This window comes from Pseudomonas sp. D4002, from assembly GCF_013385665.1.
Classification (GTDB): Bacteria; Pseudomonadota; Gammaproteobacteria; order Pseudomonadales; family Pseudomonadaceae; genus Aquipseudomonas.
Window position 1 is genome coordinate 307,362 of the sequence record NZ_JACAPN010000009.1, and the last position, 15,121, is coordinate 322,482.

14 protein-coding genes are annotated in these 15,121 nt (G+C 61.2%); 5 read left to right on the top strand and 9 right to left on the bottom strand.

Annotated features, from left to right (window positions below; all coding sequences use genetic code 11):
• Positions 1-92 precede the first annotated feature (92 nt).
• Positions 93-839, top strand: a complete 747-nt coding sequence (locus HX824_RS03900; protein WP_003214950.1) for a 3-oxoacyl-ACP reductase family protein — start codon at positions 93-95, stop codon at positions 837-839.
• A 120-nt stretch (positions 840-959) separates the two neighbouring features.
• Positions 960-4,430 carry a PAS domain-containing hybrid sensor histidine kinase/response regulator gene (locus HX824_RS03905; RefSeq protein WP_003214948.1) on the top strand — a complete coding sequence of 1,157 codons (3,471 nt, stop codon included), beginning with the start codon at positions 960-962 and terminating at the stop codon, positions 4,428-4,430.
• Positions 4,431-4,532: 102 nt separating this feature from the next.
• Here HX824_RS03905 and rmuC read toward each other — a convergent pair whose 3' ends face one another.
• Together rmuC and HX824_RS03915 are read right to left on the bottom strand one after the other, a co-directional pair.
• Positions 4,533-5,897: a DNA recombination protein RmuC gene (rmuC, locus tag HX824_RS03910; protein WP_177054155.1), complete on the bottom strand. Its 1,365-nt coding sequence runs from the start codon at positions 5,895-5,897 to the stop codon at positions 4,533-4,535.
• Positions 5,898-6,072: 175 nt separating this feature from the next.
• Positions 6,073-6,396, bottom strand: coding sequence for a sel1 repeat family protein (locus tag HX824_RS03915; RefSeq protein ID WP_023659092.1), 324 nt, complete (start codon positions 6,394-6,396; stop codon positions 6,073-6,075).
• An 846-nt stretch (positions 6,397-7,242) separates the two neighbouring features.
• Here HX824_RS03915 and HX824_RS03920 point away from each other — a divergent pair.
• From HX824_RS03920 to HX824_RS03930, 3 genes are all read left to right on the top strand, one after another.
• Entirely contained in the window at positions 7,243-7,467 is a 225-nt protein-coding gene (locus HX824_RS03920; RefSeq protein ID WP_003214941.1) for a hypothetical protein, read from the top strand.
• Between the two features lie 265 nt (positions 7,468-7,732).
• Entirely contained in the window at positions 7,733-8,215 is a 483-nt protein-coding gene (locus HX824_RS03925) for a hypothetical protein (protein ID WP_087695206.1), read from the top strand.
• A gap of 146 nt (positions 8,216-8,361) precedes the next feature.
• Positions 8,362-9,636 carry an OmpP1/FadL family transporter gene (locus tag HX824_RS03930; RefSeq protein ID WP_026078188.1) on the top strand — a complete coding sequence of 425 codons (1,275 nt, stop codon included), beginning with the start codon at positions 8,362-8,364 and terminating at the stop codon, positions 9,634-9,636.
• A 65-nt stretch (positions 9,637-9,701) separates the two neighbouring features.
• Here HX824_RS03930 and HX824_RS03935 read toward each other — a convergent pair whose 3' ends face one another.
• The 7 genes from HX824_RS03935 to cobU all read right to left on the bottom strand — a co-directional run bounded on the left by HX824_RS03935 (position 9,702) and on the right by cobU (position 14,989).
• The gene (locus tag HX824_RS03935) at positions 9,702-10,253 is read right to left on the bottom strand and encodes a glutathione peroxidase (protein ID WP_008432697.1); all 552 of its coding nucleotides are present in this window, start codon (positions 10,251-10,253) and stop codon (positions 9,702-9,704) included.
• Positions 10,254-10,403: 150 nt separating this feature from the next.
• Entirely contained in the window at positions 10,404-11,603 is a 1,200-nt protein-coding gene (locus tag HX824_RS03940) for an MFS transporter (RefSeq protein WP_177008978.1), read from the bottom strand.
• 62 nt (positions 11,604-11,665) lie between these two features.
• Positions 11,666-12,070 (bottom strand): MarR family winged helix-turn-helix transcriptional regulator, encoded by a 405-nt coding sequence (locus HX824_RS03945; protein ID WP_177054151.1) that lies wholly within the window; start codon positions 12,068-12,070, stop codon positions 11,666-11,668.
• A 42-nt stretch (positions 12,071-12,112) separates the two neighbouring features.
• Positions 12,113-12,841, bottom strand: a complete 729-nt coding sequence (locus HX824_RS03950) for an adenosylcobinamide-GDP ribazoletransferase (protein WP_003214923.1) — start codon at positions 12,839-12,841, stop codon at positions 12,113-12,115.
• A gap of 2 nt (positions 12,842-12,843) precedes the next feature.
• Positions 12,844-13,419, bottom strand: coding sequence for an alpha-ribazole phosphatase family protein (gene cobC / locus HX824_RS03955; protein ID WP_003214921.1), 576 nt, complete (start codon positions 13,417-13,419; stop codon positions 12,844-12,846).
• Positions 13,416-14,471: a nicotinate-nucleotide--dimethylbenzimidazole phosphoribosyltransferase gene (cobT, locus tag HX824_RS03960; RefSeq protein WP_008432703.1), complete on the bottom strand. Its 1,056-nt coding sequence runs from the start codon at positions 14,469-14,471 to the stop codon at positions 13,416-13,418. Before cobT ends, cobC begins: the two co-directional genes overlap by 4 nt.
• Positions 14,471-14,989: a bifunctional adenosylcobinamide kinase/adenosylcobinamide-phosphate guanylyltransferase gene (cobU, locus tag HX824_RS03965; RefSeq protein WP_177054152.1), complete on the bottom strand. Its 519-nt coding sequence runs from the start codon at positions 14,987-14,989 to the stop codon at positions 14,471-14,473. The genes cobT and cobU overlap by 1 nt, the downstream gene beginning before the upstream one ends.
• Positions 14,990-15,121 lie beyond the last annotated feature (132 nt).

A 15,121-nucleotide genomic window follows, 5' to 3' on the forward strand; every position in this document is an offset into this window, starting at 1 on the left:
GTTTACACAGACTATAGCAATCACGGTCTACCGGGCGCGCCGGGTGAGGTCGATACTCGACTCCAACCTCAACACACCTTTTGGAGATCGACATGACCACACAGAACCTCAGCGGCAAAGTCGCCTTGATCCAGGGCGGTTCTCGCGGTATCGGCGCCGCCATCGTCAAGCGCCTGGCCGCCCAAGGCGCAGCCGTCGCGTTCACCTATGTCAGCTCGGCCGCCAAGGCCGAAGCATTGCAGAACAGCGTGATCAGCGAAGGCGGCAAAGCCCTGGCGATCCACGCTGACAGCGCCGACGCAGCCGCCATCCGCAGCGCCGTCAACGCCACCGTCGAAGCCTTCGGGCGCCTGGATATCCTGGTCAACAACGCAGGCGTGCTGGCCGTCGGCCCGCTGGAAGATTTCAAGCTGGAAGACTTCGACCGCACCCTCGCCATCAACGTACGCAGCGTATTTGTCGCCACCCAGGAAGCCGCGCGGCACATGGGCGAAGGTGGCCGCATCATCAACATCGGCAGCACCAATGCCGATCGCATGCCGTTTGCCGGTGGCGGCCCGTACGCCATGAGCAAATCGGCGCTGGTCGGCCTGACCAAAGGCCTGGCCCGCGACCTGGGCCCACGGGGCATCACCATCAATAACGTGCAGCCAGGCCCGGTGGACACCGACATGAACCCGGCAAGCGGTGATTTCGCCGAAAGCCTGATCGGCTTCATGGCCGTGGGCCGTTATGGCCATGTAGAAGAGATCGCCAGTTTCGTCGCCTATCTGGCAGGCCCTGAGGCCGGCTACATCACCGGCGCCAGCCTGACCATCGACGGCGGTTTCGGCGCCTGAACCAACGCTGCGACATCACACCACGCTCCGACCTTGGTCGACACTGACTAACGCCAAGCATCATGCGAGACTGTTCGCCCGGGCCGGGAATGCCCGGGCGTTCTTATGTCTGGAGTTCTCATGACGCTGTCCAGCGGGCTGATCGCCGCCGTTGCCCTGGCCTATATGGCCATTATGTTTGCCATCGCCTTTTACGGTGACCGTCGCCATGCGCCGCTGCCGCCGCGGATGCGTGCCTGGGTGTACAGCCTGTCGCTGGCGGTGTATTGCACCAGTTGGACATTCTTTGGTGCTGTAGGCCAGGCAGCCGAACAGTTGTGGGCGTTTTTACCGATCTACCTGGGACCGGTGCTGCTGTTGGTGCTCGCGCCGTGGGTCCTGCAGAAGATGGTGCTGATCAGCAAGCAGGAAAACATCACCTCCATCGCCGACTTTATCGCCGCCCGTTACGGCAAATCCCAATCCCTCGCGGTGGTGGTGGCGCTGATCTGCCTGGTGGGCGTCCTGCCTTATATAGCCTTGCAACTCAAAGGCATCGTGCTGGGGGTGAACCTGCTGATCGGCGCCAGCGCCGACACTACCGGCACCCGCTCCCAGGACACGGCGCTGATCGTGTCGCTGGTATTGGCGTTGTTCACCATTGTGTTCGGTACTCGCAACCTGGACGCCACGGAACACCACCGCGGCATGGTGCTGGCGATTGCCTTTGAATCCTTGGTCAAGCTGTTCGCGTTTCTCGCCGTCGGTGCGTTTGTGACCTACGGCCTGTACGACGGTTTCGACGATTTGTTCAGCCAGGCGATGCTCGCGCCACGGCTGGAGGAATACTGGAAAGAGACCGTCAACTGGCCCTCGATGGTGGTGCAGACCGGCGTCGCGATGATGGCGATCATCTGCCTGCCCCGGCAATTCCATGTCACCGTGGTGGAAAATATCGACCCCCAGGACCTGCGCCTGGCCAAGTGGGTATTCCCGGCCTATCTGATCCTGGCCGCCCTGTTTGTGATCCCGATTGCCCTCGGCGGGAAGATGCTGCTGCCGGGTTCGGTATTGCCGGATTCCTACGTGATCAGCCTGCCGTTGGCCGAAGCCCATCCGGCGCTCGCCGTGCTGGCGTTTATCGGCGGCGCCTCGGCGGCTACGGGCATGGTGATCGTCGCGAGCATCGCCCTGTCGACCATGGTCTCCAACGACATGCTGCTGCCTTGGCTGCTGCGCCGTTCCAGTGCCGAGCGGCCGTTCGAAGTGTTCCGTCACTGGATGCTGTCGGTACGCCGGGTGAGCATTGTCATCATCCTGCTGCTGGCTTACGTCAGTTACCGGCTGCTGGGGTCCTCCGCCAGCCTTGCAACCATTGGCCAGATTGCGTTCGCCGCCGTGACCCAGCTGGCACCGGCGATGCTGGGTGCGCTGTACTGGAAACAGGCCAACCGGCGCGGCGTGTTTGCCGGATTGGCGGCGGGTACGTTCCTGTGGTTCTACACCTTGGTCCTGCCGGTCACCGCGAAAAGTCTCGGCTGGTCGTTCAGCCTTTTCCCGGGCATGACGTGGCTGCATTCGCACCCGCTGGGCTTGTCTGTAACTTCTCTGACGCTGGGCACCGTATTTTCCCTGGCGGGTAACTTCACACTGTTTGTGTGGGTCTCAATGCTGTCCCGCACGCGCGTGTCGGAACATTGGCAGGCCGGGCGTTTTATTGGCCAGGAAATCAGCCAGCGGGCCAGCGCCCGCTCAATGCTTTCGGTGCAGATCAATGATTTGCTCAGCCTCGCAGCGCGGTTTGTCGGTGAAGAACGGGCGCACCAGAGTTTTGTGCGCTTCGCCTATCGCCAAGGCAAAGGGTTTAACCCCAACCAGAACGCTGACAATGACTGGATTGCCCACACCGAACGCCTGTTGGCCGGCGTGCTCGGTGCGTCGTCGACCCGGGCGGTGGTGAAAGCCGCCATTGAAGGCCGGGAAATGCAGTTGGAGGACGTAGTTCGCATCGCCGACGAAGCGTCGGAAGTGCTGCAGTTCAACCGGGCACTGCTGCAAGGCGCCATCGAAAACATCACCCAGGGCATCAGCGTGGTCGACCAGTCCCTGCGGCTGGTGGCGTGGAACCGGCGGTACCTGGAGCTGTTCAATTACCCCGAAGGCCTGATCAGTGTGGGCCGGCCGATAGCCGACATCATTCGCTACAACGCCGAGCGCGGGCTGTGCGGCCCGGGCGAGGCCGAAGTGCACGTGGCGCGCCGCCTGCACTGGATGCGCCAGGGCCGTGCGCATACCTCCGAGCGGCTGTTTCCCAATGGCCGGGTGATCGAACTGATCGGCAACCCGATGCCGGGTGGCGGGTTTGTGATGAGCTTCACCGACATCACCGCGTTCCGCGAAGCCGAGCAGGCGTTGACCGAGGCCAATGAAGGCCTGGAACAGCGGGTGACCGAGCGAACCCACGAACTGTCGCAACTCAACGTCGCGCTGACCGATGCCAAGGGCGTGGCCGAGACCGCCAGCCAGTCGAAAACCCGGTTCCTCGCAGCGGTCAGTCACGACTTGATGCAACCGTTGAACGCCGCAAGGCTGTTCTCTGCCGCCCTCTCCCACCAGAACGACGGCATGTCGCCGGATGCCCGGCAGTTGGTGCAGCATCTGGACAGCTCGTTGCGTTCGGCGGAAGACCTGATCAGCGATCTGCTGGATATTTCCCGCCTGGAAAACGGCAAGATCAATCCGCAGCGCCAGCCCTTCGTGCTCAATGAACTGTTCGATACGCTAGGCGCCGAGTTCAAGGCTCTGGCTCAGGAGCAGGGTTTGCGCTTCCGCCTGCGGGGCAGCCGTTTGCGGGTCGACAGCGACATCAAATTGCTGCGGCGGGTGTTGCAGAATTTCCTCACCAACGCGTTCCGGTATGCCGACGGGCCGGTGCTATTGGGTGTGCGGCGCCGTCGCGGCGAGTTGTGCCTGGAAGTATGGGACCGTGGTCCCGGGATTCCCCAGGACAAGCAAAAAGTCATCTTCGAGGAATTCAAACGCCTGGACAGTCACCAGACCCGTGCCGAGAAAGGCCTGGGACTGGGCCTGGCGATTGCCGATGGCCTGTGCCGCGTGCTCGGGCACCGCTTGAGCGTGCGTTCATGGCCGGGCAAGGGCAGCGTGTTCAGCGTGCGTGTGCCGTTGGCGCGCACTCAGGTCAGCGCGCCTGCCAAGCCGGCGCAGGAAAGCGGCCAGCCGTTGAGCGGTGCACAGGTGCTGTGTGTGGATAACGAAGAAAGCATCCTGATCGGCATGCGCAGTTTGCTCACGCGCTGGGGCTGTGAAGTCTGGACCGCCCGCGACCAGGCGCAATGTGCCGCGTTGCTGGCCGAGGGTGTGCGGCCGCAACTGGCCCTGGTGGATTACCACCTCGACCACGGCGAGACCGGCACCGAGTTGATGGGCTGGCTGCGGGCACAACTGGCAGAGCCGATTCCGGGTGTGGTGATCAGTGCCGACGGGCGGCCGGAGATGGTGGCCCAGGTGCATGCGGCAGGGTTGGATTACCTGGCCAAGCCGGTGAAGCCGGCGGCGTTGCGGGCCTTGTTGAGCCGGCACCTGCCGCTTTAGCCCATGTGGGAGCTGGCTTGCCTGCGATGGCATCGCCTCGGTGTATCTGGAGGAACGAGGTGTCTGCATCGCAGGCAAGCCAGCTCCCACAGAGACCGGTGACTATTCTGGCAACTGCGCCACGCCGTCTTCATCGGTCATCGCCCGTTCCAGCAAGTCGGCCGGCAGGCTTTTGCTGGCGCGGGCGCCGAGCAGCTTCAGTTGCTCGGTACGGCTCACCAGGTTTCCGCGTCCGTCGGTCAGCTTGTTGCGCGCTGCACTGTAGGCTTTATCCAGCTGCTGCAGGCGGTTGCCTACCTCGTCCAGGTCCTGGATAAACAGCACGAACTTGTCGTACAGCCAACCGGCGCGCTCGGCAATTTCCCGGGCGTTCTGGCTTTGCCGTTCCTGTTTCCACAGGCTGTCGATCACCCGCAAGGTGGCCAACAACGTGGTCGGGCTGACAATCACGATGTTGCGGTCGAAGGCTTCCTGGAACAGGTTCGGCTCGGCTTGAAGCGCCGCCGAAAATGCGGCTTCAATGGGCACGAACAGCAGCACGAAATCCAGGCTGTGCAGGCCTTCCAGACGTTTGTAGTCCTTGCCGGCCAGGCCTTTGACGTGGTTGCGCAAGGACAGTACGTGCTGCTTGAGGGCTGCCTGGCCGATCGCCTGGTCGTCCTCGGCGACGTACTGTTGATAGGCGGTCAGGCTGACCTTGGAGTCCACCACTACCTGCTTGTCCCCCGGCAGCATGATCAACACGTCGGGCTGGAAGCGTTCGCCGTCCGGGCCCTTGAGGTTGACCTGGGTCTGGTACTCGCGGCCCTTTTCCAGACCGGCATGTTCCAGCACCCGCTCCAGGATCAACTCGCCCCAGTTGCCCTGGGTTTTCTGGCCCTTGAGGGCGCGGGTCAGGTTGGTGGCTTCATCGGACAGGCGCAGGTTCAGCTGTTGCAGGCGCTCCAGCTCCTTGGCCAGGGAGAACCGCTCGCGGGCTTCGCTCTGGTAGCTTTCTTCGACGCGCTTTTCGAACGACTGGATGCGCTCCTTGAGCGGGTCGAGCAATTGGCCGAGGCGCTGCTGGCTGGTTTCGGCGAAGCGTTGCTCGCGCTCGTCGAAGATCTTCCCGGCGAGTTCAGCGAACTGCGCGCGCAGCTCATCACGGGAACCTTGCAGGTCACTGAGGCGTTGCTGATGGCTTTCCTGTTGCTCGCGAAGTTCGGCGCGCAGGGACGCGGACAAGGCATCCAGGCGGCGCAATTCGGTTTCCTTGGCGGAACGGTCGAGGTTCCAGGCGTGGGCGGCGTCGCGGGCGTTGTCACGGTCGATCTGCAGCAGTTCGACTTCCCGGCGCACGGCGGCCAAATCAGCCTGTTTGGCAGCGTTGGCCTGGCTCAGGTCGCTGATTTCGTCACGGCTGGCGTCCAACTGCGCGGCGAGCCCTTCCTGGGCCATTTGTGCGGTGGCCAGGCGCTCTTCGAGCAATTCCCAGCCGGCCATTCGCGCGCTCAGTCGGCGCTGAATCTGCCAGCACAGCCCCAACAGCGGCAACCCAGCAGCGGCGAGACCCAGCACAACACTGGTCCAGTCAAAAGCCATAGCGATTCCTGCCGTCACCCGAAAAGAAGAAGGTTAACCAAGCCAGCGCATTGAGGACAGCTCAGTCTTCGATCTGGCCCAGTTCACGCTGGGCGATGCGGTCACCGGCGCGGGCGGCCTGGCGCAGCAGTTCGTGGCCGATACGGCGGTCGCGGGCATTGCCGCACTCGCGGCACATCAACTGGCCCAGACGGCTTTGCGCCACTACTACGCCAGCACGAGCGGGTTGCTTGAGCAAATGCCCGGCGAAGTGCTTGACGTTGGGGCTGTGGCCCAGGCGCGGGCTGTCGAGCAACCACAAGGCAACTTTCAGGGAAAAACGCTTGGGTGCGGTAACAACCTGAGGGCTGTCGGTAACAGAAGGTGATACTGAGCGAAACTTCATAAAGCACTGTGGGACAGAACGGAAGGCGCGCCACTCTACTCTTTTTTTCGTACAGGTAAAGCTGAAAAAAGCCTGCACGCCCGTTCTAGAGCAAGCGCTTGGGACAATCCACAGAAGCTGTGGATAACTCAGTGGACAACCGTTCTGTAAGTCCCGCAAAGGCCCATGGAACGGGGGCCGCAGTCAAACTGACGATTTTTTCACCAATAAAAAAAAGCTCGATTTTTCATTGACTTAAATTTTAGTTGCAGGCACCCGGGCGCTTTGCGGGGCGTATGTCAGTTCAGTTACACAGGGCGCCACCAATGTGCACAACTACCCACTCGCCGGTTATATCAACCGCGTTTTTTGCTCAGGCAGCGGCTAAGGAATGTTACCGCAGGCCCAGAACCCGAAAAGTTTTTTGCCTATCACACTTCCTTTCATCGTTTCAATCCGTTACTATCCGCGGCGTTAGTACCAAGCTGAAAGTCAATTCTGGTCGAACAACTCCCTCACGGCACCGCCGACAAAAAGGGATCGACCACCTCGATGGTTTCCAGGTATCACTTGCGACGACACGGCCTTTGAACAATGCAAAGGGTGTCGCGAAGTTTCCATACTCTGAAAGAACCAACCTGCAAATTGATCAGGATCTTCACCCCGGGCCCAGAACCTTTGCCCCTGTTGTGTTGCCTGCCCTCCTAAGTACCTACCTGCCAGCCCAAGCGCGCCAACTTAATAGCGCTTCAAACTGGCTGCTTTGTTCCAGTCGGGTTCTTCGTTCGATCAATGGTGATCAACGTCACTGGAACGTTTTAACGTTGCACGGTTCTTAACCGTGTCATTTGTAGGAACACCAATAATATGTCCACTCAAATCCACACTCAGGATGCCATTCGCACCCTCACCAACGCTTTTGCACCAATGAACTGCCTGATCATGGCCGCTCGCAAAGGCTGCTTCAGCTTTACCCTGGTCAACGAACACGGCATCGCTCGTCACAGCGAACGCCTGTACCCCGATCAATACTCCAGCGCAGAACCGCTGCAGGCCGTGATCGATCGTACTCGCCAGGCACTGGTTGCCTGATCGACCCGAATCGCTGAAACACAAAAACCCCGGTTAAAACCCGGGGTTTTTTATTGCCTGAAATTCAGGCGCGCTAAGTTTAAATTGATATAAACGATATAACTAAATGATGAAAATATTTTAAAAACAGTCCTTTACATCGTAAATATGACACTACACTTCAACTCAAGCGGCATGATCCGCTTCCGGCGGACCTGAGATCCGATTCACCGCTGCCAAGCCCTCGCTCAGGTATCGCCGATTAATTTCATGGATTGAGGCATTTATGGGCATCGCCGCCAGCGAATTGTGTCGTTATGTGATCCGGCCCACCCTGCTTTACCTGGGTCGCCATAACCAGACGGCTGAATCCCTGCTGCTGGGCATCGCCGCCAGCCAGTCGGCGCTCGGCTCAGCCCTGCACGACCGCCGCGGCCATGGCCTCTACAGCATCACCGAGCCGCGCCATCGCGCGCTGTGGGATAACTACCTGGCGCTGGACCCCGAGCGCGCCAGCCTGGTACGCGGACTCGCCAGCCAGCATGCCTTCCTCAGCGGGCCGCAGCTTGAGCTGACGGTCAACCTGCGTTACGCCACCGCCATTGCCTGGCTGCTGGTGGAACAACACCGCCCAAACCTGCCACCGGCCGACGACGTATTGGCGATGGCACGTATCTGGAAAGAAATATTTCACCCTCAAGGCCGGCTCCGGGATTTCACCCAGGCCTGGCAAACCTGTGTTTCACCCATGAATCACGTCGCCTGTTGACCGGGCGATTTGCAAGATTCGGCTAAAAACGTTGATTTTGGTCGGATTGTCCTACAAAACCGCTCTATCTCCTGTGTTTGAGCCTATAGCGCAAACATAAATTTATTGTTACTTTCCGCAGCGGTGATCACCACGGAGTTCTAATAATGAAAAAAGTAATGCTCAAGACGACACTTAGCCTCGCCGTTGCAATGGCATCCTCCCACGTGTTCGCGAGCGGCTTCGCCCTCAACGAACAAGACGTTGCCGGGATGGGTACCGGTTTTGCGGGACGTTCTTCATCTGCCGATAACGCAAGCACTGTTTATGGCAACCCTGCCGGTATGGCTCGCCTTGAAGGCCAGCAAATCACGGGTGGTGTTGCAGCCATCGATGCCTCGACCGACATCAAAGATGCCGGCGGCCGTTCCAGGGGCACCAACAAAGGCGACATGGTGCCCTTCACCGGCGTACCGTTCGGCTTCTACACCAACAAACTCAACGATCAGTGGGCTGTCGGCTTTGGTGTTTACGCACCGTTCGGCCTGGTGACTGATTACGAACGCGGCTTCCAGGGCAGCGGGTTCGGCAGCTACAGCAAAGTATCTGTAATCACTCTGCAGCCAACGGTCAGCTACGCATTCAACGACCGGGTTTCCATCGGTTTCGGTCCTACCATCAACCGGATCTCCGGCAAGCTGGAGTCCGAACTGACCCTGAACCCTGCCGTGCCTTCGACCAACGTCACGATCAAGGGCGACGATACCGCCATTGGTTTCAACGTCGGCGTACTGGTACAGGCCACCGATACCACGCGCGTCGGCCTGACCTACCACTCCAAGGTCAGCTACAAGCTTGACGGCCACACCGAGGTGACAGCGCCTGCCCCGACTGCCGGTGCCATTGGCAGTGGCCGCTACGACGCCTCGCTGAGCATCGACACGCCAGAGTCTTACGACCTGTCGGTAACCCAGGACCTGACTGACGCCTGGAAACTCTATGGCGGTGCTACCTGGACCCGCTGGAGCCGCCTGAAAGACATCACTGTCAAGAACCAGGGTGTAACGGGCGCCAACGGCTTCCTCGCACCGTCGGTCATCGGCACTATCACTGAACCTCAGAACTGGCACGACACCTGGGCCTACGCCCTTGGTACTTCGTACCAGGTCACCAAGCAAGTGGTACTGCGTACCGGCCTGACTTTCGACCAGTCGCCAACCAACAACACTGACCGTTCCCCACGTATTCCTACTGGCGACCGGACCATCTTCAGTGTGGGCCTGGGTTATGCCGTGATGGATAACATGACTGTTGACCTGGCTTATTCCTACCTGAAGGAAGAGCCGGTAAAAGTTAACAAGTCCAACGCACTGGGTTCCTACAGCGCCAAGTACGAAAACAGCGCCAACGGTTTCGGCCTGGGCGTGACGTACAAGTTCTGATGTAAAGCGGCACAAAAAAGCCCCGCACTCTTGCAAAAGAGGCGGGGCTTTTTAGTGGGCGGTGATCAGGGTTTGGAGGCCAACGCGTCTTCCACCGCCTTGACCAGGTCCGGGCTATCCGGCTTGGTCAGGCTGGAGAAGTTGGCGATCACCTTGCCCTGGCGGTCCACCACGTACTTGTAGAAATTCCACTTCGGCGCACTGCTCTGCTGCGCCAGGATCTTGAACAGATGCACCGCGTCCGGGCCCTTGACCTTCTGTGGTTCGGTCATGGTGAAGGTCACGCCGTAATTAACGTAACAAACCTTGGCAGTTTCCTCCCCGGTCTTGGCTTCCTGCTTGAAGTCATCGGACGGCACGCCAATCACTTCCAGCCCCTGGCCCTTGTAGCGCTGGTACAACGCTTCAAGCCCTTTGAACTGCGGCGCAAACCCGCAGAAGCTGGCGGTGTTGACGATCAGCAGCGGCTTGCCGGCAAAGCGCTGGCACAGGTCGATGGATTCCTTGGCGCGCAGCTTGGGCAACTGGCCTTCAAGCAACGGCGGGCAATCGGCAGCCATGGCGACACCGCCAAAAGCCACCATCAGAGCGGGTACTGCGAACCAGCGCATCTGCATGTGAGGTGTCCTTGAAAAGTCTCAGACACAGAACTTAACAGATCGCCATGCCCAACTGCATCAATGCCAGGCCGCCCTGTTGCCAGCCCCACCACGCCAGCAGCAGCAAGAGTCCTGCTCCTGCTGCGCCGAGCCAATGCCAGGTCGAATTCATGCCACCCCCATTTTCGCCTGCAAACGTGCCACCGGGCGCTCGCGCACCGGCCAGTTCAGCGCCGCTGCCACCAGGCTCAGGACGATTGCCACCTGCCAGATCAAATCGTAGCTGCCGGTTCGATCATAGACCACCCCGCCCAACCAGCCGCCGAGGAACGAGCCCAGTTGATGGAACAGGAACACGATCCCACCGAGCATGGAAAGGTTTCTGACACCAAACAAGGTCGCGACCGTGCCGTTGGTCAGTGGCACCGTGGACAGCCACAGGAAGCCCATCGCCATGCCGAACAGGTAGGCGCTGGTCTGCGTCACCGGCGCCCACAGGAAGATCACGATCACCACCGCCCGCAGCAGGTACAAACCGGTCAACAAACGGGGTTTGGACATGCGCCCGCCGAGCCATCCGGCGGTATAGGTGCCAAAGATATTGAACAGGCCGATCAATGCCAGCACGGTCGTCCCCACCGAGGCCGGCAAGTGCTGGTCCACCAGGTACGATGGCAAGTGCACGCCGATAAACACCACCTGGAAACCGCAGACAAAAAAGCCGAACGCCAGCAGCCAGAACCCTGAATGGGAGCAGGCCTCACCCAAGGCTTCGCGCAAGGTCTGCTGGCCAGCCACCGCAGGCAACGGTCGGTCCTTGAGCATGGTCACCAACGGCACGATCAGCGCCACCATCAGGCCCAGCACCAGCAACGCGGCGGACCAGCCAAGCCAGCCGATCAAACCGAGGGTGCCCGGCAACATGGCGAACTGGCCGAACGAGCCGGCGGCGCTGGCGATACCCATGGCCATGCTGCGTTTTTCCGGCGCCACGGCACGCCCCACCACCCCGAGGATCACCGAGAACGAAGTACCCGACAGGCCAATGCCGATCAGCAACCCGGCACTCAGGGACAACGACCACGCTGAATCCGAAAGGCCCATGAACACCAGGCCCAGCGCGTAAAGCACGCCACCGATCATCACCACCTTGGCGGCGCCGAAGCGGTCGGCCAAGGCGCCGGTAAACGGCTGTGCCAGGCCCCAGATCAGGTTTTGCAGGGCGATGGCAAAGGCAAAGGTTTCACGGCCCCAGCCGAATTCGGCACTCATGGGCGCCAGGAACAGGCCAAAGCCATGCCGCACGCCGAGGGACAACGCGAGGATCAGCGCACTCCCCACAAGGATCCAGCCGCTGGTGCGCCACATCGAGGTCATTTCTTATTCTCCGTTCGCGGGTATATACCCGCTTATCATCGAACAAACTCGCGTCAAGCGAGTTCATCCAGCAAGGCCAACAGGGTTTCGCGCTTTTCGGCGCCCAACTTATCAATCAATTTCTGCTGCGCCGCTTCCCAGGCCGGCAATGCGGCGGCGAGCCGTTCGATACCCGCCTCGGTCAGCAAGACCAGGCGGTTGCGCAAGTCATCGCCCTCCACCAACTGCACCAGGCCCTCGCCTTCCAGCACCCGCAGGTTGCGCCCCAGCGTGCTGCGATCCAGGCCCATGGCGTCGGCCAGGCTGGAAATGCTCGGTTGATCGAGGCGCTGCAGATTACACAGCAAAGAATACTGGGCAACGTTGATCCCGAAGCCGTCGAGAGCGCCGTCGTAATGCCTGCTGACGCCACGAGCGGCGCGACGCAGGTTTGTGCATAAACATTGGGAGGCAATCATGGAGCGTGTATATACCCGGGATTAATGAAATGCAAGAAAGTGTTACAGCACCAGACTGATCAACACCGCCACTTCCAGCAGCTCCAACAGCGCGCCGGCGGTGTCGCCGGTGGTGCCGCCGAGGCGATTGACCATCAATTGGCGCAAGCCGATAAAACAAAGGGCAGCCACCAGCACGGCAATCCCGCCACTGAAACCGCCGATCAAGATACACGCCAGACCACTGAGGATCAGCACCTGTTGGCCGACGATCCGTGGCAAATGATCCGCCAGGGCCTGCCCCAGACCACCGGCGCGCACATAGCGCGTGGTAAGAAACAGCGCCAGCATTGAAGCGCGGCCAATCAACGGTGCAAGGATCAGCGCAGCGCCGTTGTGCTGCTCGATCAATGCCACCAGCGCGGTGAATTTGAGCAGCAACACCAGGCCCAGGGTGACCACCGCGATCGGGCCGCTGCGCGGGTCTTTCATGATGGTCAGGGTGCGCTCGCGGTCACCGAAGCCACCGAGCCAGGCGTCGGCGCTGTCGGCCAGGCCGTCCAGGTGCAGGCCGCCACTGAGCAACACCCACGCGGTCAAGAGCAGCGCGGCGTGCAGCAGCAATGGCGCGCCCATCAACACGGCGTTCAAGCCCCACAGCAGTAGCCCGAACAGCAGCCCCACCACCGGATAAAACAGCAACGAACGCCCCAGTTCCTGGGGTTGCGGCATGCCCGGCAAGCGAATCGGCAGGCTGCTGAGAAACTGCAAGGCGATCCAGAACGGCAACATGCTCAGCGTCCTTCCCTTAATACGCCATCCGCCTCGACCTGCAGGCTGAACAGGCCACCATGGCCGACTTCGACATTCAACAGTTGCTCACGCGGCAGACCACGCGCCTGGGCCAGCAGCAAACGCATGACTCCACCATGGCTGATCAGCAGCACTCGCTGGCCGGCATAGGCTTGATGCAAGCGGCCGACAGCCCCCAAAACACGCGCGGAGAACTGCGAAACCGGCTCGCCCTGCGGCGGCGTAAAACTGTAGGGATCAGCCCAGAACAGGCCCAGCGCGTCGGCGTCGGTTTCCATCAAGGCTGCAGCGCTCTGCCCTTCCCAGGCGCCGAAGTGCAGTTCCTGCAGATCCTTTTCGAGGGTGACCGGCAGGTTCAGGCGCGTGCCCAACTCCTCGGCAAACCGCGCACAACGTTGCAGCGGCGAACTGACCAGACGCTCCCAAGGGCCCTGCGCCACCACCGCCTCACGCATCTGCTCCCAGCCCTTGGCCGTGAGCGCATCGTCCAGGCTGCCGCGCAAGCCGCCGCCCAGTTCGGTTTCGCCGTGGCGCAGCAGGTCCAGGCGCAAAGTCATGCCGGGCGATCCGCTACGGCTGCTTCGGCGAAGGTCGCCATCTGCCCGTGCAGCGCGCAGGCCAGGCGCAGCAACGGCACAGCGAGCGCGGCGCCACTGCCTTCACCCAGGCGCAGCCCGAGTTCCAGCAAAGGCTCGGCGTTGAGGCTTTGCAGCACGTGACGATGGCCGGGCTCGGCACCGCGGTGGCCGAACAGCAGCCATTCACGACAGCCGGGGTTCAGGCGCGTCGCGACCAAGGCGGCGACGGTGCAGATAAAACCGTCCACCAGCACCACGACACCTTCTTGGGCACAGGCCAGATAGGCACCGACCAGTGCGGCAATCTCAAAGCCGCCGAGGTTGAACAGGGTTTTCAGTGCGTCGTCGCGGTCGCTGGCGTGCAGCGCAAGGGCGCGCTCGATGACGGCGACCTTATGGCTGACACCCTGGGCGTTCAGGCCGGTGCCGGGGCCGGTCAAGTCACTGACCTGGCAATCCAGCAGCGCGCAGGCCAGGGCACTGGCGGCGGTGGTGTTGCCAATGCCCATTTCGCCGCCGATAAACAGTTGCGCACCGCTGGTGATAGCGCGGTGCACGCTGTCGCGGCCGGCTTGCAGCGCCAGTTGGCCCTGGGCTTCGGTCATTGCCGGGCCGTTGACGAAGTTGGCGGTGCCGAGACCGATATTCAGGTGGCGGACGCCCGGCAGGTTCAACGTCGGGGTGATGGTGCCGAGGTCGACCACTTCCAGCTTGGCGTCGAGTTGGCGCGCAAGCACGCTGATGGCGGCGCCACCGGTGACGAAGTTGTGAAGCATCTGGCCAGTGACTTCCTGGGGGAAGGCGGAGACACCTTCGGCGACGACGCCGTGGTCGCCGGCAAAGATCGCGATCCACAGGTGGTCGACGCTGGGTTTGACCTGGCCCTGGAGGCCGGCCAGTTGGACGGCCACGGCTTCCAACTGGCCGAGGGAGCCGGCGGGTTTGGTCAGTTGCTGCTGACGGGCCAGGGCTTGTTCGTGGGCTTGGGGGTCGATCGCCTTGCAGGGGTTGAGCCACCAGGTGTCGGTCATTACGCAGTACCTTTCAAAGTCAGGGGCAGGCCGGCGACGGTCAGGACAACGCGCTGACAACGTTCGGCCAAGGCTTGATGCAGCCAACCGGCTTCATCGACATAGCGGCGAGTCAATTCGCCCAGCGGGACGACACCCATTCCGGTCTCGTTGCTGACAAAAATGATTTCTCCCGGGAGGGTGGCCAGGGTTTGTAGCAGGGCCTCGCGCTCGTGGTTGAGACGGTCGGGGTCTTCGAGCATCAGCAGGTTGGTGAGCCATAAGGTCAGGCAGTCGACCAGCAGGCAATGGTTCGGGGTGGCGTTTTCCTTGAGGACACGGGCCAGTTCGATGGGCTCTTCGATCAGGCCCCATTCGGTCGGGCGCCGCTCGCGGTGGTGGGCGACGCGTGCGGTCATTTCGCCGTCCAGGGGTTGGCTGGTCGCTATGTAGGTGACGCTTAGGCCGCTGTCGGTGGCGAGTTTTTCAGCCAGGCGGCTTTTGCCGGAGCGGGCGCCGCCGAGGATCAACTGGAGCATGGGGTGTGCCTCTGTTTTGACGGTGTGTATATCCGTTATTTCGGTAACGGCATCTATTGGTTCCGCTCTTACAGCGGCTCACTTTTGAACAGCGCAAAAGTAAGCAAAACGCTCTTGCCCCACAACACGACA